This is a genomic window from Burkholderia sp. Leaf177 (assembly GCF_001424345.1).
In the GTDB taxonomy this organism is placed as follows: domain Bacteria; phylum Pseudomonadota; class Gammaproteobacteria; order Burkholderiales; family Burkholderiaceae; genus Caballeronia.
In genome coordinates, this window is the sequence record NZ_LMPF01000001.1 from 114,561 (window position 1) to 132,775 (window position 18,215).

An 18,215-nucleotide genomic window follows, 5' to 3' on the forward strand; every position below is an offset into this window, starting at 1 on the left:
GGCGGAAGCGCTTGACGCGCTTCCCAAAAACTGCTGCCTATCTCCGCCCCAACAAACTCACGCCATAAACCGCTGCCGACAGCATCGTGATCCAGAAGCTCGTTGGCCAGTCGGTGTAATACGCCAGCGTCAATCCGACCCACGCTTGCCCCAGCGCGAAAACCGCCGCGAGCAATACGCCGGTCGATAAACGCGTAGCGATGTTTTGCGCCGCCGCGGCCGGTCCGACCATCAATGCAAAAACGAGCAACACGCCCACAATTTGCGTCGATGCCGCCACCGCCAGCGCCGTGATCGCGAGAAAAAGCACAGACACGAGTCGCAGCGATACACCCTTGGCCTCGGCCAGCTCTGGCTGCAACGACGCAAACAACAGCGGTCGCATGATCACGGCCAGCGCGCCGAGACTGACCACCGCGAGCCCGACCAGGACCACGAGCGTTTCGTGACTCACGCCAAGCACGTTGCCGAAGAGCAGCGCGGTCGCCTGGCTCGCGTACGCGGTGAAGAAATGCAGGAACAGCAACCCGAATCCCAGCGATAAAGACAGAATCACGCCGATGGCGACATCGCGTCCCGTCAGCTTTTCGCCGAGTGCGCCCATGCCGAAGCCTGCAGCAAGCGTAAAACCGATCATGCCCCAGAGCGGCGACACGCCGACGAGCACCGCGCCGGTCGCGCCGGTAAAACCGACGTGGGACAAGGCGTGACCCGCGAACGTCTGCCCGCGCAGCACCAGGAAGTACCCGACAATGCCCGCCAGCACCGCCACGATTCCCGACGCCGCAAAGGCGTTGCGCATGAATTCGTATTCAAACATCGTGGGAATGCGTTCCGGAATGGTGATGACCGTGATCGTGTCCATGATCGTGGTCGTGAGAATGCGAATGGCCGTCGGGACCGTCTTCGTGCGCGTGATCGAGCTTGTCGACTTCCACGTCGCCGGCCATGACAAAGATGCGGCCGTTCACGCGCATCACGTCGATGGGCGATCCATAAAGCTGCGAGAGAATTGGCTTCGTAATGACTTCATCGATAGTGCCAAGCGCCGCCCGGCCATTGCCGAGGTACAGCACGCGATCGATCGAGTTCAGCAGCGGATTGAGCTCGTGCGCCGAGAACAGCACGGTAATGCCGAGTTCGCGCTGCACGCGCCGCACGAGATCGACAACGCCGGTTTGATGACGCGGGTCGAGGCTGATCAGGGGTTCATCGAGGAGCAGAAGTTTCGGGTCGCCGAGCAGACATTGCGCGAGCAGCAAACGCTGCCGTTCGCCCCCCGACAACTCCGACAGAGGTCGCGCGGCGAGGGCGCGGCCATCGACGAGATCGAGCACGCGATCCACATCGGCTTGCGCCTTGGCACTCGTGCGTGGCAAACCCCAGCGATGTCCGTCGGCGGCCATCGCGACAAAATCGCGGCCACGCACGCGCCGGCCGGAAAGCCCGCTGCGAATCTGCGGCATATAGCCAATCGATGCATTGCCGCGCACAACGCTCGATCCATTTACGCGGATCGTGCCTTGGGACAAGGGCAGAAGCCCGAGCATGGCGCGCATGAGCGTGGTCTTGCCGGCGCCGTTCGGCCCGAGCACGCCGATAAACTCACCCGCCGCGACATTGAAGCTCGCGTCCTTCAGGATCGGCCGGCCGCCGAGCTCGAGCGTGACGTGCTCGACGGTAAGCGCCCCCGCTTTGATCGATGCCATCATCGAGCCGTATCCTCGAACGTCCAAACACTCATCTCGTCTTTCCCTGCAACGCAGCCGACAACGCGTCGAGCTGCGAGGTCATCCATGTCTGGAAGGTCTTGCCGGCGGGCAGCGTCTCGGTGACGCTGATGCTCGGCACGTGTGAATCGTGCGCTACTTTCAGCATGCGCTTGGTCAGCGCTTCCGTTGCCTGACTGTTATAGATCAGTACGTGCACCTGACGCTCGCGCAAATCCTTTTCGAATGCGGCGATATCCGACGCGCTCGGTTCCGTGTCGTTCATGGCGGCAAGCTGGAAGCGGGCATTGCGCATATCGAGGCCAATTGCGTCCGACATATATCCGAACACCGGTTCCGTCGCCGTCACGGGCACGCCCTTGAACTGGCTTTTGAGCGCGGCGACCCGCGTATCGATGGGTTTAGCCGACGCCAGGAACGTGCTCAGGCGTGCATCGTAATCCGCTTTGTTCGCCGGGTCCGATTGGACCAGATACGCGCTGACCGCTTTCGCGACCGTGGGCATGGTGGCCGGGTCGTACCAAAGGTGGGGATTATCGCCGGATTTCTTGCCCATCAGTTGGGCCGCGACGATCGTCGTGCGCCCTTTTCCCTTCGATGCCGCCAGCAGCTTGTCCATCCACGGATCGTAGTCGGCGCCGTTATACACGACAAGCGCCGCATTCTGCAACGCGCGCGCGGTCTTCGGGCTAGCTTCGAAGAGATGCGGATCTTCGTCCGGGTTGCTCAGGATGCTGGTCACCGCAACGTGATTGCCACCGAGTTGCCGCACGACATCGCCATAAAAGTTCTCGGCCGCGACCACCGCGACCGTGCCGCTGGCCGATGTTTGCGCCATGGCCGTGCCGCCGAAAGTCATGGAAAAGAGGGCGGTGCAAGTCAATAAGGCGGCGACAAGTTTGCTCATGGCGTTTCCTGAAAGTTTAAGAATAGCGGGTCGATCAAATCGTCGGCGATGATATAACGTATCACTCCATTTTGCATCCACGGACGTATTACAGATCGATGTCCGGAACGCGTTCAGCCGAGAACACGCTTCGCGCAAAGCCGCGCCGCTTGGGGTTTTCCCGCGGTTTTCGCACCCTTTGCGCGTCGCAGCATCGAAACATCGCAACGTGCCTTGACACCGCCTCACTCGTCACCGATCATTCGACCACGCAGAGAGCAATTGATCGCGCACAGAGCGTTCGCTCACTGCCTTTGTGACTCAAGCGCGGCCAAAGCACGACTCAAGCGCGAATAAAGCGGCCAAAGACGAACCGGAGACAACCGTGAAATTGCAGGACAAGGTAGCTATCGTGACGGGTGCGGCCAGCGGGATTGGCGAAGCGGTCACCAAACGATTTCTGGACGAAGGCGCGAAGGTCGTCGTCGTCGATCTGAAAGACGAAGCCGAACTGGCGCAGCGTTTTTCGGACTACGCGGGCAACGTGCTCGCCGTCAAAGCCGACGTCACCAAGCGCGAAGATCTCGAGCGCATCGTCTCGTCCACCGTCGACAAATTCGGCGGCATCGACATCCTGTACAACAACGCGGCGCTTTTCGACATGCGCCCGATCCTTGATGAATCCTGGGATATTTTCGATCGCCTCTTCGCGGTGAACGTGAAGGGCATGTTCTTCCTGATGCAGCTCGTCGCGCAGCAAATGGTCCGCCAAGGCCGCGGCGGGAAGATCGTCAATATGTCGTCGCAAGCCGGACGTCGCGGCGAGGCGCTAGTTTCCCACTATTGCGCAACGAAGGCCGCCGTGATCAGCTACACGCAATCGGCGGCATTGGGTCTCGCACAGCATGGCATCAACGTGAACAGCATTGCGCCGGGCGTGGTCGATACCCCCATGTGGGAAACCGTCGATGCGCTTTTCGCGAAGTATGAAAACCGTCCGCTCGGCGAAAAGAAGCGCCTGGTCGGTGAAGCCGTACCGCTTGGACGCATGGGCCTGCCGAACGATCTGACGGGCGCGGCGTTGTTCCTGGTATCGGCGGATTCGGATTACATCACCGCGCAGACGCTGAATGTGGATGGCGGCAACTGGATGAGCTAAGTGCCTGGGGCGGGCACGAAACCGCCCGCTACGAATTCAAGTTTCACGAGTACCAGAAAGTATGTAGTAGCCCGTATCAATCCGATCAGCCGATGATCGACGCGTCATGCAAGCCCGCAGCACGAGCGCCGTGCTAACGATAAAGGAGACGAAACAACATGAAACGCGCCACATTCACCCTTAAAAACCTGCCGATGCGCTCGTTCGCGTGCGCCGCTTTCGCCGCGGCCGCGCTTGTGCCGGTTGCCGCGAAGGCCGCGACCGTGACCATCGCGACGCTCAACAACCCGGACATGATCGAGTTGAAGAAGCTGTCGCCGGCGTTTGAAAAAGCCAATCCGGATATCCAGCTGAAGTGGGTGATCCTGGAAGAAAACGTTCTGCGTCAGCGCGCCACCACCGACATCACCACGAATAGCGGCCAGTTCGACGTGATGGCGATCGGCACGTACGAAGCGCCGCAATGGGGCAAGCGCGGCTGGCTCGTGCCAATGACGAATCTCCCGGCCGACTACGATCTCGACGACGTGGTGAAAACCGCGCGCGATGGTCTCTCGTACAACGGCCAGTTGTACGCGCTGCCGTTCTACGTTGAAAGCTCGATGACGTATTACCGCAAGGATTTGTTCGAAGCCGCCGGCCTGAAAATGCCGGATCAGCCGACCTACGACCAGATCAAGCAATTCGCCGACAAACTCACCGACAAAGCCAAGGGCCAATACGGCATCTGCTTGCGCGGCAAGGCGGGCTGGGGCGAGAACATGGCGTTTGTATCGACACTCGTGAACACGTACGGCGGCCGCTGGTTCGACGAGAACTGGAAAGCGCAACTTGATACGCCGGAATGGCACAAGGCGATCACGTTCTACTCAGACTTGCTGAAAAACGATGGCCCTCCGGGCGCCAGCTCGAACGGCTTCAATGAGAACCTGACGCTGATGTCGTCGGGCAAATGCGCGATGTGGATCGATGCAACGGTTGCAGCCGGCATGCTCTACAACAAGTCGCAATCGCAGGTCGCGGACAAGATCGGTTTTGCCGCAGCGCCGGTTGCCGTGACGCCGAAGGGCTCGCACTGGTTGTGGTCGTGGTCGCTGGCGATTCCGAAGACGTCGAAGTCCCAAGACGCTGCGAAGAAGTTCGCGACGTGGGCGACATCGAAGGAATACATCCAGTTGGCCGCGAAGGACGAAGGCTGGGCATCGGTTCCCCCGGGCACGCGCAAGTCGACATACGCGAACGCCGACTACAAGAAGGCCGCGCCGTTTGGCGACTTCGTGTTGAACGCAATCGAATCGGCTAACCCGAATGATTCCTCGATGAAGAAGATTCCGTACACCGGCGTTCAGTTTGTCGGCATTCCGGAATTCCAGTCGTTCGGCACGGTGGTTGGCCAGTCGATTGCCGGCGTGGTTGCAGGGCAGACGACCGTGGATGCAGCGCTGAAAGCGGGCAACGCAGCCGCGGACCGCGCCGTGAAGCAAGCCGGCTATCAGAAGTAATCGAGCACGCTCTAGCAGTCGAGGCCCACACTCCTGGCGCCTAATGTAGTACAGCAGGCCGCGCCGCTCTTCGTTGGAAGGGCCACGCGCGCGGCCTGCGCTTCATCGAGAGGTGACACGACCATGAGTCAACTTAATCCCCCCATATCGAACACGTACGCGGAATCCGCGGCCGAGCGCGACAAGAAACGCGCGAAGTCGGTGCGCTGGCTGATCACGCCATCGACTGCCGTATTGTTTTTGTGGATGGCCATTCCGCTCGCGATGACCATCTGGTATTCGTTCTCGAAATACAACTTGCTGAACCCGGACGTAAAGGGTTTTGCGGGTATCGATAACTACGAGTTCCTCGCAACGGATCCTGCATTTGGTCCGTCGATCGTTCATACGCTGGTTCTGATCGGCTCCGTGCTGGCGATCACCGTGATCGGCGGCGTGCTGCTCGCGGTGCTGTTCGACCGGAAGTTCATCGGGCAGGGCATTGCGCGCTTGCTGGTGATTGCACCGTTTTTCGTCATGCCGACGGTCAGCGCGCTGATCTGGAAGAACATGATCCTGCATCCGGTGTATGGCCTCGTGGCTGCCGCGATGCGAGGTTTGGGCATGCAGCCGATCGACTGGTTCGGCGAGTATCCGCTCTTTGCCGTCATCATGATCGTTGCGTGGCAATGGCTGCCGTTCGCGTTCTTGATTCTCTTCACCGCGATCCAGTCACTGGATCAGGAGCAGAAGGAGGCGGCGCGTATTGACGGTGCGGGCGCTTTCTCGATGTTCTTCTACATCACGTTGCCGCATTTGAAGCGCGCGATCGCCGTGGTCGTGATGATGGAAACCATTTTCCTGTTGTCGATCTTCGCCGAGATCTACACGACGACCGGCGGCGGTCCCGGCACCGCGACGACCAACCTGTCGTACCTGATCTACTCGCTCGGCCTGCAACAATTCGACGTTGGTCTGGCATCGGCGGGCGGCATTCTGGCGGTCGTGCTGGCGAACATCGTGGCGTTCTTCCTCGTGCGGATGCTCGCGAAGAACCTGAAAGGGGAGTACGAATCATGAGCCATCCCGTAACTGCAACAACGTCGGCGCCGTTCATCGATACGCTGAAGCGCAGCGTGCTGGGCGTGATTGCGTGGCTGTTCGCCTTGCTGCTGTTTTTCCCGATCTTCTGGATGACCATCACGGCGTTCAAGACCGAGCAGCAGGCGTATTCGTCGTCGCTCTTTTTCACGCCGACGCTCGACAGCTTCCGCGAGGTCTTCGCGCGCAGCAACTACTTTGCGTTCGCGTGGAATTCCATCCTGATCTCGGTGGGCGTTACGGTGATCTGCTTGTTGCTCGCCGTGCCGTGCGCGTACGCAATGGCATTCTTCCCGACCAAGAAAACGCAGAAGGTCTTGCTGTGGATGCTGTCGACGAAAATGATGCCGTCGGTGGGCGTGCTCGTGCCAATCTACTTGCTGTGGAAAAACACCGGCATGCTGGACACGGTGTGGGGTTTGATCATCGTTTATACGCTGATCAATTTGCCGATCGCCGTGTGGATGTCCTACACGTACTTCAACGAAATCCCGCGCGACATTCTGGAAGCCGGGCGTATCGACGGTGCGGCGACGTGGCAGGAGATCGTCTACTTGCTGATGCCCATGTCTTTGCCAGGGCTGGCATCCACGGGTCTGCTGCTCGTGATCCTGTCGTGGAACGAGGCTTTCTGGAGCATCAACCTGTCGAGCTCGAACGCAGCGCCGCTGACGGTTTTCATTGCGTCGTATTCGAGTCCTGAAGGTTTGTTCTGGGCCAAGCTCTCGGCGGCTTCCTTGCTGGCGGTCGCGCCAATCCTGATCGTCGGCTGGCTGTCGCAGAAACAACTCGTGCGCGGCCTGACCTTCGGCGCGGTGAAGTAGCGCAGTGACAAGTACATGTAGCACTTTAGAGGCCGATCCAGTGAACCTGAACTTGTCCCAAGCCGGCGCAGCGGATGTTTCCAGTGCAACCGCTGCCCATGACGATCACCTGTTGATTTGCGATTGCGATGGCGTGCTGATCGACAGCGAAGCCATTGCGGGCCGCATGCTCGTGCAGGAGATCGAGGCGCTCTGGCCCGGCGTGGACGCTGAACCTATCGTCACGCCGCTGCTCGGGTTGCGCATTGAAACGGTGTTGCGGCGTTCGGCTGAAACGCTCGGAAAAACGCTCGACTCCGCGCAGATCGATGCAATCCGCGCGGTCGTGGAAGCGTCGGCGGTTGAAGCGCCGGCGGTCGATGGTATCGATGCAGCGCTCGGCCGCATTGCGTTGAGAAAAGCCTGCGCGAGCAACAGTTTTACGTCGTATGTGGAAGCGGTGCTGAGCCGCACGGGCCTCGTGCGCTATTTCGGCGAACGGCTTTTTTGCGCCGATACCGTGGCGAATCCGAAACCCGCGCCCGACGTGTATCTCTCGGCGGCGCGCACGCTGCGCGTTGCGCCCGAGCGGTGCGTGGTGGTGGAAGACAGCGTGACCGGCGTGACGGCGGCTGCGGCGGCGGGCATGACCGTGCTGGGTTTCGTGGGCGGCGGTCATGCAAGTGAAGGACAAATCGATGCGCTGAAACGTGCTGGCGCAAGTGTCGTGTTCGACGAAATGGGGCAGCTCCCCGCGCTTGTCGAACAATGGCTGCAAAACGCAAGCTTTGAACTGCCCTGAGCCGCGTGCTCGCAGGAAACAAAGCGAAGTTAAAGACGGAGACTCCATCATGGCAAGCCTGAATCTGCGCAACATCAACAAGCGCTACGAAGAAACCGAAGTGATTCGCAGCGTGAACCTCGATATCGCCGACGGTGAGTTCGTCGTGTTCGTGGGGCCGAGCGGTTGCGGCAAGTCCACGCTGATGCGGATGATCGCCGGTCTCGAAGACATCAGCGGCGGCGATCTGAATATCGACGGCGTGCGCGTGAACGACGTGCCGCCCGCCAAGCGCGGCATTGCGATGGTGTTTCAGTCGTATGCGCTGTATCCGCACATGACGCTGTACGACAACATGGCGTTTGGCCTCAAGCTTGCGGGCGCGAAGAAGCCGGAAATCGACGCAGCAGTGCAGCAAGCCGCGAAGATCCTTCACATCGATCATTTGCTCGACAGGAAACCTAAGCAATTGTCGGGTGGTCAGCGTCAGCGTGTGGCAATTGGCCGGGCGATCACGCGTAAGCCGAAAGTGTTTCTCTTCGATGAACCGCTTTCCAATCTCGACGCCGCGTTGCGCGTGAAGATGCGTCTCGAGTTCGCGCGCCTGCACGACGAGCTGAAGACCACGATGATCTACGTGACGCACGATCAGGTCGAAGCCATGACGCTCGCGGACAAGATCGTGGTGTTGTCGGCGGGAAATGTGGAGCAGGTCGGCACGCCGAACCAGCTTTATCACGCGCCGCAGAACAAGTTCGTCGCGGGTTTTATCGGCTCGCCGAAGATGAATTTTTTCAATGGCGTAGTTACGCAGGTTTTAAGCGATGGCGTGCTGGTGAAGTACGAAACCGGCGAGACGCAGCTTGCCGCGGTGGAGCCGGGGAATGCCAAGGTCGGCGATTCGGTGACGATCGGCATTCGTCCGGAGCATCTGCACGCGGGAACGGCGGCGACCGTTGAACACGGGGTATCGGCGAAGACGATGGCCGTCGAATCGCTCGGCGATGCCGCGTATTTGTACGCGGAGTCATCGGTGGCGCCGGAAGGGATCATCGCCCGGATTCCGCCGCTCGAGCGCCATTCGCGCGGCGAAGTGCTGAAGCTGGGCGCCATGCCCGAGCATTGCCACTTGTTCAATGCCGAAGGGAGCGCGTATCAACGGAAGATCGTCGAGGTGTTGTCGGCGGCATGATTTTTTGAGCACGCATGAACAAACGCCCGGACATGTCCGGGCGTTTGTTCATGCGAGGCCTTTAAATCAGGCTTCCAAAGCCGCCTGCGCGCACAACTCGTCCGTCACCAAACCCGACAGCCATTTCCCTTTCAACGCGGCAATCACAGCAGCGCGTTTTCTTACCCCGCCAGCAAAGCCGATAGTCGGGCGCTTCGGCGGTGTATCGAGCCGCAAGCTCGTCACGCGCTCGCCGGTCGTCGATTCCACCCTGACACCTTCTGCATCGATAGGCAAACCGAGCAGCTCGGCCACGGCGCCGCCTTCCATCATCTCCTCAACTTCGGCCGTGGTGATGAAGCCGTCCTCATGCAGCGGGCAGTTGATCCCCATATTGCCGATCCCGACAAACGCCACGTCGGCATTCTCCGACAACGCATCCACGATCCTGTACAAGCGGTGATTGACCCATTGCGCGCGCTCGGCACGGCTGTCGGCCATCAACGGTGCGGGGAGCATGAAGTGCTTGCCGCCGGTCTTCTCTGAAAGATGCTGCGCGACGTCGTAGCGGTTCGATGAACCGTCCTGGGCGATTGCCCCGACCATCGAAACCAGCCTGTGTTGCGGTCGCTCCAGTTGCCCGATTTGCGCGACCACGGCCTTGAGCGTCCGGCCGCTGCTGATCGAGATGACGAGCGGTTTTTCGTCGGTGAGATAACGCTCCATGACTTGCGCGCCCGCGACCGCCAGCTTGCGGTCTACTTGCTCGGGCGAGTCGCCATCTATAGGCACGACTTCGCACATCGACAAGCCGTATCGCTTCGATAACCGCGCCGCCAGCGACAAGCAATCTGCCACGCGATGATCCACGCGCACGCGAATCAGGTTCTTTTCCACGGCGAACGCGACGAGCCGCTGCGCGACGGGACGCGAGATCTGCAGCTTCTCCGCAATTTCATTCTGCGTGTTTCCCGCGACGTAATAGAGCCACGCGGCGCGGGTGGCGAGATCGAGTTTTTCGTTGGACTTGGGCACGGGAGCTCGATGTCAGGTCGTTTATATCGAATGCAGATGTAGATCGCGCGCCGGAGAGGCGCGCGGATTTATCGATATTGTGCACGCGTGGCGCGGAAGGTTTCGACGAAAAACTTCCGCGCCGTGTGTTCAGGCAAGCCGCGGACGCGCCGGATCGAACAACGGCTTCACGTGCTGGTACAACTCGCGAAAGCCCTTCAGCCGCTGCCGCAAGATTGCGTGACGTTCCGGGTTCGGAATGAACTCGTCCTTGACCGGCGGTTTCGCGAGTACGACCGCGGGATCGCCGCCTGCCGCAAGCCAGCCAAGACGTGCCGCGCCCAGCGCCGCGCCCGTCTCGCCGCCACCGTGTGTGCGCGTGCGGGTGTTCAGGGCATCGGCCAATAACTGGCCCCAGTATTTGCTGCGCGCGCCGCCACCCAACAACGACAACGCGTGCACTTCCGTGCCGGCTGCCTGCAATGCATCGAGGCCATCGGTCAGCGCCAACGTCACACCTTCGAGCACCGCATATCCGAGCAACGCGCGATCGGTGGCGTGCGTCATGCCGAAGAACACGCCTTGCGCGTACGGGTCGTTGTGCGGCGTGCGTTCGCCGCTGAGGTACGGCAGGAATAATGGCGCGATTTCGAGCGCGGCGGGATCGAGTGCTTCGATTTCGGCGAGCAGGGTAGGTTCATCGGTGGAAGTCAGTTTGCAGACCCAGCGCAAACAACTCGCCGCCGATAACACCACGCTCATCTGATGCCATCTGTCGGGAATTGCGTGGCAGAACGCGTGGACAGCCGATGCCGGATTCGGCCGGAAGCGGTCGCCCACCACGCACAACACGCCCGATGTTCCCAGCGACAGGAAGCCATCGCCCGGTTCCGTTGCACCGATACCCACCGCGCTCGCCGCGTTGTCGCCCCCGCCGGCCGCGACGATCACGCCGTCGCGCAGACCGAGTTCGCGTGCGAGTTCCGGCAACAACGTGCCCGACGGTTCGCTGCCTTCCGCCAGCGCCGGCATTTGCGCGCGCGTCATGCTGCACGCGGCGAGCAGTTCGTCGGACCAGTCGCGGCGCGCGACATCGAGCCATAACGTACCCGCTGCATCCGATGGATCCGACACTTTCGTGCCCGTCAGATGCAGACGCAGATAATCTTTCGGCAACAACACGCATGCTGTGCGATCGAAAATTTCCGGCTCGTTGTGCTTCACCCAAAGCAGTTTCGGCGCGGTGAAACCGGGCATCGCGAGATTACCGGCTATCCGATGCAACTCCGTCGCGGTTTGCGTCAGCTCGTCGCATTCCTTGTCGCTGCGCATGTCGTTCCAGAGAATCGCTGGACGCAGCACGCGATCTTCGGAGTCGAGCAGCACGGCGCCGTGCATCTGTCCCGACAATCCGATACCGCGAATCTGCGCGAATTCTTCCGGGAATTTATCGCGCAAGGCGAAGAGGGCGGCGCGCGTGCCGTCCCACCAGTCGAGCGGATTTTGTTCCGACCAGCGCGGTTTCGGACGCGATACGGTGAACGGCGTACCCGCCGTGCCGATGACGCTGCCGTCGCTGGCGAGTAACAAGACTTTAACTTCGGAGGTGCCGAGATCGATGCCTAAATACATGGACGAACCCTTGATGAAGGCTTGAAGCGGAGAAAACCGGAGGCGCTAATGTAGCGCCGCTGCCGGTCTTACGCCATTGGCATAACACCGGACGCGGTTTTGAAGAGTGTCGGTGGACCTGTGCGCGACTGGCTCAGGCGCGTTTCGCGAGCCATGCATCGACACGGCCGAGCGCGGCACGCAGCACACGTTCGAGATCGGTGCTCTGCGCGAGGCTGCCCCAAAGCAGTTTATCCGCGACGAACGCCTTCACCGGATCAGCTGCTTCGAAGAATGCGTGCGCGGTCGCGGCGTCCATCACGCCGTCCTGATACGCGTACGGCAGCTTGCCTTCGTGCCAGCGTCCGAGGAAACGGAAGAACAGCGCGGGCAGCATGGCGGTCGCGTCGGGATCGGTCTTGCGTGCAAAACACTCACGCAGCGTTGGTGCGATAAACCCCGGGATCTTCGAAAAGCCATCGGCGGCGACGCGCTGGTTCGTGTCCTGAATGTACGGATTGACGAAGCGATCGAGCACGACATCGCGATATTTCGCCAGGTCGATGGGACTCGGCGTGAGGCACGGAATCACGTCTTGCGTCACGTAGTCATCGGCGAGAGCACGGATTTCCGCGTCTTGCGTCCCTTCGTGAATGTACTGGTAACCGACCAGCGTCCCCGCCCACGCAATGCAGCTGTGCGTGGCGTTCAGGATGCGGATCTTGGCTTCCTCGTAGGGATGGACCGAGTCGACCATTTCCGCGCCGACCTTCTCCCAGGCAGGCCGTCCGGCGATGAATGCGTCCTCGATCACCCATTGGATGAACGCTTCGCCCATGACCGGGGTTTTGTCGTCGAAACCGGTGGCGGCCAGCACGCGCTCGCGGACATCCGGCGTGGGACGTGGCGTGATGCGATCGACCATTGCGTTCGGGCAGGACGTATTCGCGATCATCCAGTCGCGCAGTGCCGTTTCGCCGCGCAATTGCAGGAATTCGAGCATGCCCGCCTTGAACCGGTCGCCGTTGCTGCGCAGGTTGTCGCAGTTTTGCAGCGTCACTTTGCCGGCGTTTTGTTTCATGCGGGCATCGAGGATTGCGGCGAGCGCGCCGTAAATGGTCGTGCGCGCGCCTTTCAGGTCCGCGGCCAGGTCCGGATTGGCGGTGTCGAGTTTGTGGTGTTCATCGAGGTAATAACCGCCTTCGGTCACCGTGAACGATACGATCTTGCACTCCGGCGCCGCGCCTGCCGCGACCAGCGCGTCCAGGTCCGCGGCCCATGGCACGACTTTCTTGATCGAGCGGATGGTTTCGTATTTGCGTTCGCCCTGCGGCGTGACGGTTTCGAGCGTATAGGCGCCGTTTTGCGCGGCGAGCGCTTCGAGCACGGGATTCATGTCGCCGCGGATGTTGCCGACGGTCAGCGACCATTGGGTATCGCCGGATTCGATTAGTTTGTGCAGATACCACGCCTGGTGCGCACGATGAAAAGAACCCGCGCCGATGTGCAGGATCACATCGGGGGTTGTTTGGTTTCCGGACGTCATGGTGTCTTCCTCTGATCTGGATGCGCCGCAGGCGGGGCCGGGCGCGGTGCGCTGTTTCATGCCATGGCGTGGTTGGGGTGGGTGGCTAAACCGCCAGTTTCACGTATTGGCACGATCAATTGCTCGTTGTGTGAGCGAATGATCGTATTCGGATCGGGGAATGTCAAGGCGCTATGCAGCAATTTGAATCGGACGGGGATGGGCGGGGGGGCGGTGGTTGGGGTTAATGCTAGGTTGCTGCTGTTTAGGTCTTCGCGGGTTCTGTCTTAGCTGTTCTTTTTAGCACTGTTAGCCACTGTCCGTGGCGGGACTTCATTTCACGAGGTTTGGCCCTGGCGCTTGGGCGGTTGTTTGTAGCGGTCGGGGTCGGTGCTGGGTTGCTGCTTTTCAAGTCTTCGCGGGTTTCATGCTAGCTGACTTCTTTAGCACTGTTAGCCACTGTCCGTGGCGGGACTTCATTTCTTTGTCCAACGGCGACAAAGAAACGAAGCAAAGAAAACGCCTCTCACTGTCCGTGGCGGGACTTCATTTCTTTGTCCAACGGCGACAAAGAAACGAAGCAAAGAAAACGCCTCTCAACCGCTAATTCTTAAGTGTCCACAGCGTGCAGTGACAACTGTGTGGCACGCAAGAAGCACCCTCAGCGCAAAACCCCGAACACTTGAAACCCTCCCCCTCCGTCCACGGCAACCCACACGCTTCGCCACCAGTGTGGGAATCCACTAACCAGGCCTCCGCGCTACGCGCGCTGGCGCCCAAATAGAACGGGCGACGATATTAACGGCGATGTTTGCAGCTCAAGATGCTTTGATCTGTTATGGGCTAAACCGTTGTTATATGTGTGACGGGTTTCCGTATTAACGGATTCCGACGCTGGTGGCGAAGCGTGTGGGTATCTGTTGCCGGAGGGGGAGGGTTTCAGGAGGACGTGGTTATGCGCTGAGGGTGCTTCTTGCGTGCCACGCAGTTCTGGTTGCACGCTGTGGACACTTAAGAATTAGCGGTGGAGAGGCGTTTTCTTTGCTTCGTTTCTTTGTCGCCGTTGGACAAAGAAATGAAGTCCCGCCACGGACACTTAAGAATTAGCGGTGGAGAGGCGTTTTCTTTGCTTCGTTTCTTTGTCGCCGTTGGACAAAGAAATGAAGTCCCGCCACGGACAGTGGCTAACAGTGCTAAAGAAGTCAGTTGAGACAGAACCCGCGAAGGCCTAAGCAGCAGCAACCCGGCATCAACCCCGACCGCTACAAACAACGCCCAAGCGCCAGCGTCAAACCTTGTGAAATGAAGTCCCGCCACGGACAGTGGCTAACAGTGATAAAGAGATCAGCTAGAACCAAACCCACGAAGGCCCAGGCAGCGACAACCCGGCATAAAACCCCAACCGTTACAAACAACCGCCCAAGCGCCAGCGTCAATCCCACCACTACCCCTCATGCACTTCAAACGCAGGCCCCTGCACAAAATTCACATCAAACTGCTGCAAGGCATCGAACTGCGCCTCATCCACCACGTTGCTGAAGATCAGCGGAATCTTCAACCGGTGCGCATACCCGACCAACGGCTTGACAACCGAATCCCGCAACGCCGCGCCCGCATCCATCTTGATGAAATCAAGCCGCGCCATATCCGATACCGCCATGACCTGCCCCGCGTTCGCGAGATTCCCCGCCACCTTGAACCCATACTTCTGATAGCTCTTGACGAGATACCCAAGAAACGTCCGGTGCGCCACCGCCGCCGACGGCAACTCGATCACAATCCGCGCCGGATTCAATCCGAACTCGATCAGCACAGAAGAAAAGTGCTTCCCATGGTCGTATTTGACGCTCTTCAGCAAGCGCTCATGCACCCGCAAGAACAACAATCCAGGCCGCTGCGCGCCAAAAAAATTGAACGCGTGCAACGCGCGTGACAGACGATCGAGCTCAACGAGCCGCGGGTCATCGTCGAGTTGAGCAAAAGGATCGAACGGCGCGCCGTCGGCCGTGAAAGTCAACGCCTGAAAGCCCAGTTCATCGCCGAAACGCTCCGCGCTTTCCACCGATGCCGTCAGCGATTGCGGCAAGCCGCGCGTGCTGACATCGAAGATGGGCTCGTAAGCGCTCGCCAGCGCAAAGCCGTCGTAGAACGCAACGGCCGATTCCGCGCGCGCCCCTTCGCCCATGACAATGCGCGCGCCCGGAAACGGATAGTCCGAGGCGCGCGCGACAAGTTGCTGAACGGTCGGCGCAATCATTTAGGCGTTGCTCTCTTGCAATGTAGCGTCGATGGTAGCAGCGCCACGCATGACGCTTTGCACAAAATCCGCATATTGATATAAGTCCGCGCCTAGGGTTAACAGCAGTTCTACCTATCGTAATTCGTTTTACCATGCGTAAAAATTGCAGATGGATAAAACGATGAACCCAGAAACGCCCACTGTTTTCACTAGCCATACCGATGCCAGCCAGCATTACCAATCGGGCTTCGCCGCCGATTTTGCGACCGAGGCATTGCCCGGCGCATTGCCTCTCGGACGTAATTCGCCGCAGCGCGTGAACTATGGTTTGTACGCCGAGCAGCTTTCGGGCACGGCGTTCACCGCGCCGCGCGGGCATAACCGGCGCTCGTGGTTGTATCGGATCAGGCCGGCAGCCGTGCATCGGCCGTTCACGCAAATGGAGGCGGGCAACAAACTCGTCGCGAACTTTGCCGACGTGCCACCCACGCCGCCGAATCAACTTCGATGGGACCCGTTGCCCATGCCCGACGCGCCAACGGATTTCATCGACGGCTGGGTGACGATGGCCGGCAACGGCGCCGCCGAAGCCATGCAAGGTTGCGCGATCCATTTGTACGCCGCGAGTCAATCGATGCAGGACCGGTTCTTCTACAACGCCGATGGCGAGTTGCTGATCGTGCCGCAAGAAGGGCGCTTGTCGATTGCAACGGAACTCGGGCGCATCGATATCGAACCGTTCGAAATCGCGGTTATTCCACGTGGCGTGCGCTTCTCGGTCGCGCTGCCGGATGGCGCGGCGCGCGGTTATATCTGCGAGAACTTCGGCGCGTTGTTGCGCTTGCCGGACTTGGGTCCCATCGGCTCGAATGGTCTCGCGAACCCGCGCGATTTCCTTACGCCGCACGCATCGTACGAGGATCGCGAGGGCGCGTTCGAACTCGTCGCGAAATTGAACGGCGTGTTGTGGCGCGCGGACATCGATCATTCACCGCTCGATGTGGTCGCGTGGCACGGCAATTACGCGCCGTACAAGTACGATCTGCGCCTGTTCAATACCATTGGCTCGATCAGTTTTGATCACCCCGATCCATCGATCTTCCTCGTCTTGCAATCACAGACGGATACGCCGGGCGTCGATGCCATCGACTTCGTGATTTTTCCGCCGCGCTGGCTCGCGAGCGAGAACACGTTTCGTCCGCCGTGGTTTCATCGAAACGTTGCAAGCGAATTCATGGGCCTGATCCATGGCGTGTACGACGCGAAGTCCGAAGGCTTCATGCCAGGCGGTTCGAGCTTGCACAACTGCATGTCGGGACATGGGCCGGATGCGGGAACATTCGATAAAGCGTCGAACGCGGATACATCGAAGCCGGTAAAAGTAGGCGACACGATGGCGTTCATGTTCGAAACGCGCACGCTGATCAAGCCGACGCGTTTCGCGCTCGAAACCGCGCAATTGCAGGCGCACTACTACGAATGCTGGCAGGGGCTCACCAAGCATTTCAACCCCGGGCAGCGCTAAGCGTCCTTGCTCAAACCGCCTGCCCGATTCCCATGCGGCGCGCGCGTTTATCGAGCGTAGCAGAGAGCAACGTCAAGCCGAACGCGCCGCACGCCATCAGCACGCCGACCCACGGAAGCGTGCCCAGCGACGCGCCCGCGCCGATCGCCATGCCGCCGAGCCACGCGCCCGTCGCATTGCCGAGATTGAAGGCGCCTTGATTGAGCGTGGAGGCGAGATTGGGTGCATCGCTCGCACGATTCACAATCAGCATCTGCAACGGCGGCACGATCCCGAACGCAAGCACGCCCCAAACGAAGATGGTGATCATCGCGGGAATCGCGGCGTGCATGGTCGCCGCGAAAATGGCCTGTATAACGATGATCGCCACGAGAAACGTCAGCAGCGAGCGCAGCAGTTTCCAGTCGGCGAGCTTGCCGCCAAGCGTGCTGCCAACGGTCAGTCCAAGCCCGAACAGCAACAACACGAGCGTGACCGCGTGCGGAGAAAAGCCGGTGACATCTTCGAGAATCGGCGTGATGTACGTGAAAACAGAAAACAGACTCGCCGATGCCAGCACGCTGATACCCAGCACCATCAGCACTTGCGGATTCTTGAGCACCCGGAATTCGCGCAGGATGCTGGATTCGCGCATTTCGATGTGCTTCGGCAAACACACCCACAACGCGCCGGCCGCCGCCAGTCCAATCAGCGTGACGACCCAGAACGTGGCGCGCCATCCGGCGGCCTGACCGAGCGCGGTGCCGAGCGGCACGCCGAGCACGTTCGCGAGCGTGAGCCCCGTGAACATCAACGCAATGGCTTGCGCGCGGCGGTTCGGCGCAACGAGGTCCGCCGCGACGACCGAGCCGATGCCGAAGAACGCACCGTGACAGAACGCCGTGGCAACGCGCGCAGCCATCAGCACCCAATACCCGGGCGCAACGGCGCACAGCATATTGCCGATAATGAACACGCCCATCAAAACCATCAGCGCTTTTTTGCGCGGCATTTTCGAAGTGACGATGGCGAGGATCGGTGCGCCTATGGTGACGCCGAGCGCATAGCCGGACACGAGCATGCCGGCAGCGGGTATCGATACACCAAGATCGCGCGCGACGTTGGGCAGCAAGCCCATGATCACGAATTCGGTCGTGCCGATGCCGAACGCGGCGATAGCAAGGGCGAAGAGAGGCAGGGGCATGAGGTA

15 protein-coding genes are annotated in these 18,215 nt (G+C 60.2%); 7 read left to right on the forward strand and 8 right to left on the reverse strand.

Annotation, left to right across the window (positions count from 1 at the left end):
- Window positions 1-37 precede the first annotated feature (37 nt).
- From ASG35_RS00510 to ASG35_RS00520, 3 genes are read right to left on the reverse strand one after another with little or no spacing between them, the layout of a single operon-like run.
- Window positions 38-820 (reverse strand): metal ABC transporter permease, encoded by a 783-nt coding sequence (locus tag ASG35_RS00510; RefSeq protein ID WP_056352818.1) that lies wholly within the window; start codon window positions 818-820, stop codon window positions 38-40.
- Window positions 813-1,709, reverse strand: coding sequence for an ABC transporter ATP-binding protein (locus tag ASG35_RS00515; RefSeq protein WP_056352819.1), 897 nt, complete (start codon window positions 1,707-1,709; stop codon window positions 813-815). The genes ASG35_RS00510 and ASG35_RS00515 overlap by 8 nt, the downstream gene beginning before the upstream one ends.
- A 31-nt stretch (window positions 1,710-1,740) precedes the next feature.
- Window positions 1,741-2,589 (reverse strand): metal ABC transporter solute-binding protein, encoded by an 849-nt coding sequence (locus tag ASG35_RS00520; RefSeq protein ID WP_235527429.1) that lies wholly within the window; start codon window positions 2,587-2,589, stop codon window positions 1,741-1,743.
- A gap of 412 nt (window positions 2,590-3,001) precedes the next feature.
- Here ASG35_RS00520 and ASG35_RS00530 point away from each other — a divergent pair, with 412 nt between their 5' ends.
- The 6 genes from ASG35_RS00530 to ASG35_RS00555 all read left to right on the forward strand — a co-directional run bounded on the left by ASG35_RS00530 (window position 3,002) and on the right by ASG35_RS00555 (window position 9,133).
- On the forward strand, window positions 3,002-3,775 hold the full coding sequence (locus ASG35_RS00530) for an L-iditol 2-dehydrogenase (protein ID WP_056352820.1): 774 nt from the start codon (window positions 3,002-3,004) through the stop codon (window positions 3,773-3,775).
- 194 nt (window positions 3,776-3,969) lie between these two features.
- A complete protein-coding gene (locus ASG35_RS00535; RefSeq protein ID WP_156392979.1) occupies window positions 3,970-5,277 on the forward strand; it encodes an ABC transporter substrate-binding protein in 1,308 nt (435 codons plus the stop codon).
- Window positions 5,278-5,400: 123 nt separating this feature from the next.
- Window positions 5,401-6,336 (forward strand): carbohydrate ABC transporter permease, encoded by a 936-nt coding sequence (locus ASG35_RS00540; protein ID WP_056351532.1) that lies wholly within the window; start codon window positions 5,401-5,403, stop codon window positions 6,334-6,336.
- On the forward strand, window positions 6,333-7,181 hold the full coding sequence (locus tag ASG35_RS00545) for a carbohydrate ABC transporter permease (RefSeq protein WP_056351534.1): 849 nt from the start codon (window positions 6,333-6,335) through the stop codon (window positions 7,179-7,181). Before ASG35_RS00540 ends, ASG35_RS00545 begins: the two co-directional genes overlap by 4 nt.
- A gap of 52 nt (window positions 7,182-7,233) precedes the next feature.
- Window positions 7,234-7,962, forward strand: coding sequence for an HAD family hydrolase (locus tag ASG35_RS00550; protein WP_056352821.1), 729 nt, complete (start codon window positions 7,234-7,236; stop codon window positions 7,960-7,962).
- Window positions 7,963-8,011: 49 nt separating this feature from the next.
- Window positions 8,012-9,133 (forward strand): ABC transporter ATP-binding protein, encoded by a 1,122-nt coding sequence (locus ASG35_RS00555; RefSeq protein WP_056351536.1) that lies wholly within the window; start codon window positions 8,012-8,014, stop codon window positions 9,131-9,133.
- 66 nt (window positions 9,134-9,199) lie between these two features.
- Here ASG35_RS00555 and ASG35_RS00560 read toward each other — a convergent pair whose 3' ends face one another.
- The 4 genes from ASG35_RS00560 to ASG35_RS00575 all read right to left on the reverse strand — a co-directional run bounded on the left by ASG35_RS00560 (window position 9,200) and on the right by ASG35_RS00575 (window position 15,519).
- Entirely contained in the window at window positions 9,200-10,147 is a 948-nt protein-coding gene (locus tag ASG35_RS00560) for a sugar-binding transcriptional regulator (protein ID WP_056351539.1), read from the reverse strand.
- Window positions 10,148-10,276: 129 nt separating this feature from the next.
- Window positions 10,277-11,758: a xylulokinase gene (gene xylB, locus ASG35_RS00565; protein WP_056351542.1), complete on the reverse strand. Its 1,482-nt coding sequence runs from the start codon at window positions 11,756-11,758 to the stop codon at window positions 10,277-10,279.
- Between the two features lie 133 nt (window positions 11,759-11,891).
- A complete protein-coding gene (gene dalD, locus ASG35_RS00570; protein WP_056351545.1) occupies window positions 11,892-13,283 on the reverse strand; it encodes a D-arabinitol 4-dehydrogenase in 1,392 nt (463 codons plus the stop codon).
- Between the two features lie 1,423 nt (window positions 13,284-14,706).
- Complete coding sequence (locus ASG35_RS00575; protein ID WP_056351548.1) at window positions 14,707-15,519, reverse strand: EAL domain-containing protein; 813 nt, start codon at window positions 15,517-15,519, stop codon at window positions 14,707-14,709.
- 163 nt (window positions 15,520-15,682) lie between these two features.
- Between ASG35_RS00575 and hmgA the strand changes: the two genes are divergently transcribed.
- On the forward strand, window positions 15,683-17,026 hold the full coding sequence (gene hmgA / locus ASG35_RS00580; RefSeq protein WP_056352823.1) for a homogentisate 1,2-dioxygenase: 1,344 nt from the start codon (window positions 15,683-15,685) through the stop codon (window positions 17,024-17,026).
- 10 nt (window positions 17,027-17,036) lie between these two features.
- Here hmgA and ASG35_RS00585 read toward each other — a convergent pair whose 3' ends face one another.
- Window positions 17,037-18,209, reverse strand: a complete 1,173-nt coding sequence (locus ASG35_RS00585) for an MFS transporter (protein WP_056351551.1) — start codon at window positions 18,207-18,209, stop codon at window positions 17,037-17,039.
- Window positions 18,210-18,215: the final 6 nt, after the last annotated feature.

Bases quoted from the DNA above. Each gene is read 5' to 3' on its own strand.
- ASG35_RS00535 (WP_156392979.1), top strand. From the start codon at position 3,970: ATGCGCTCGTTCGCGTGCGCCGCTTTCGCCGCGGCCGCGCTTGTGCCG.
- ASG35_RS00555 (WP_056351536.1), top strand. From the start codon at position 8,012: ATGGCAAGCCTGAATCTGCGCAACATCAACAAGCGCTACGAAGAAACC.
- ASG35_RS00575 (WP_056351548.1), bottom strand. From the start codon at position 15,519: ATGATTGCGCCGACCGTTCAGCAACTTGTCGCGCGCGCCTCGGACTAT.
- ASG35_RS00540 (WP_056351532.1), top strand. From the start codon at position 5,401: ATGAGTCAACTTAATCCCCCCATATCGAACACGTACGCGGAATCCGCG.
- ASG35_RS00520 (WP_235527429.1), bottom strand. From the start codon at position 2,589: ATGACTTTCGGCGGCACGGCCATGGCGCAAACATCGGCCAGCGGCACG.
- xylB (WP_056351542.1), bottom strand. From the start codon at position 11,758: ATGTATTTAGGCATCGATCTCGGCACCTCCGAAGTTAAAGTCTTGTTA.
- ASG35_RS00585 (WP_056351551.1), bottom strand. From the start codon at position 18,209: ATGCCCCTGCCTCTCTTCGCCCTTGCTATCGCCGCGTTCGGCATCGGC.
- hmgA (WP_056352823.1), top strand. From the start codon at position 15,683: ATGAACCCAGAAACGCCCACTGTTTTCACTAGCCATACCGATGCCAGC.
- ASG35_RS00510 (WP_056352818.1), bottom strand. From the start codon at position 820: ATGTTTGAATACGAATTCATGCGCAACGCCTTTGCGGCGTCGGGAATC.
- ASG35_RS00545 (WP_056351534.1), top strand. From the start codon at position 6,333: ATGAGCCATCCCGTAACTGCAACAACGTCGGCGCCGTTCATCGATACG.
- ASG35_RS00515 (WP_056352819.1), bottom strand. From the start codon at position 1,709: ATGGCATCGATCAAAGCGGGGGCGCTTACCGTCGAGCACGTCACGCTC.
- dalD (WP_056351545.1), bottom strand. From the start codon at position 13,283: ATGACGTCCGGAAACCAAACAACCCCCGATGTGATCCTGCACATCGGC.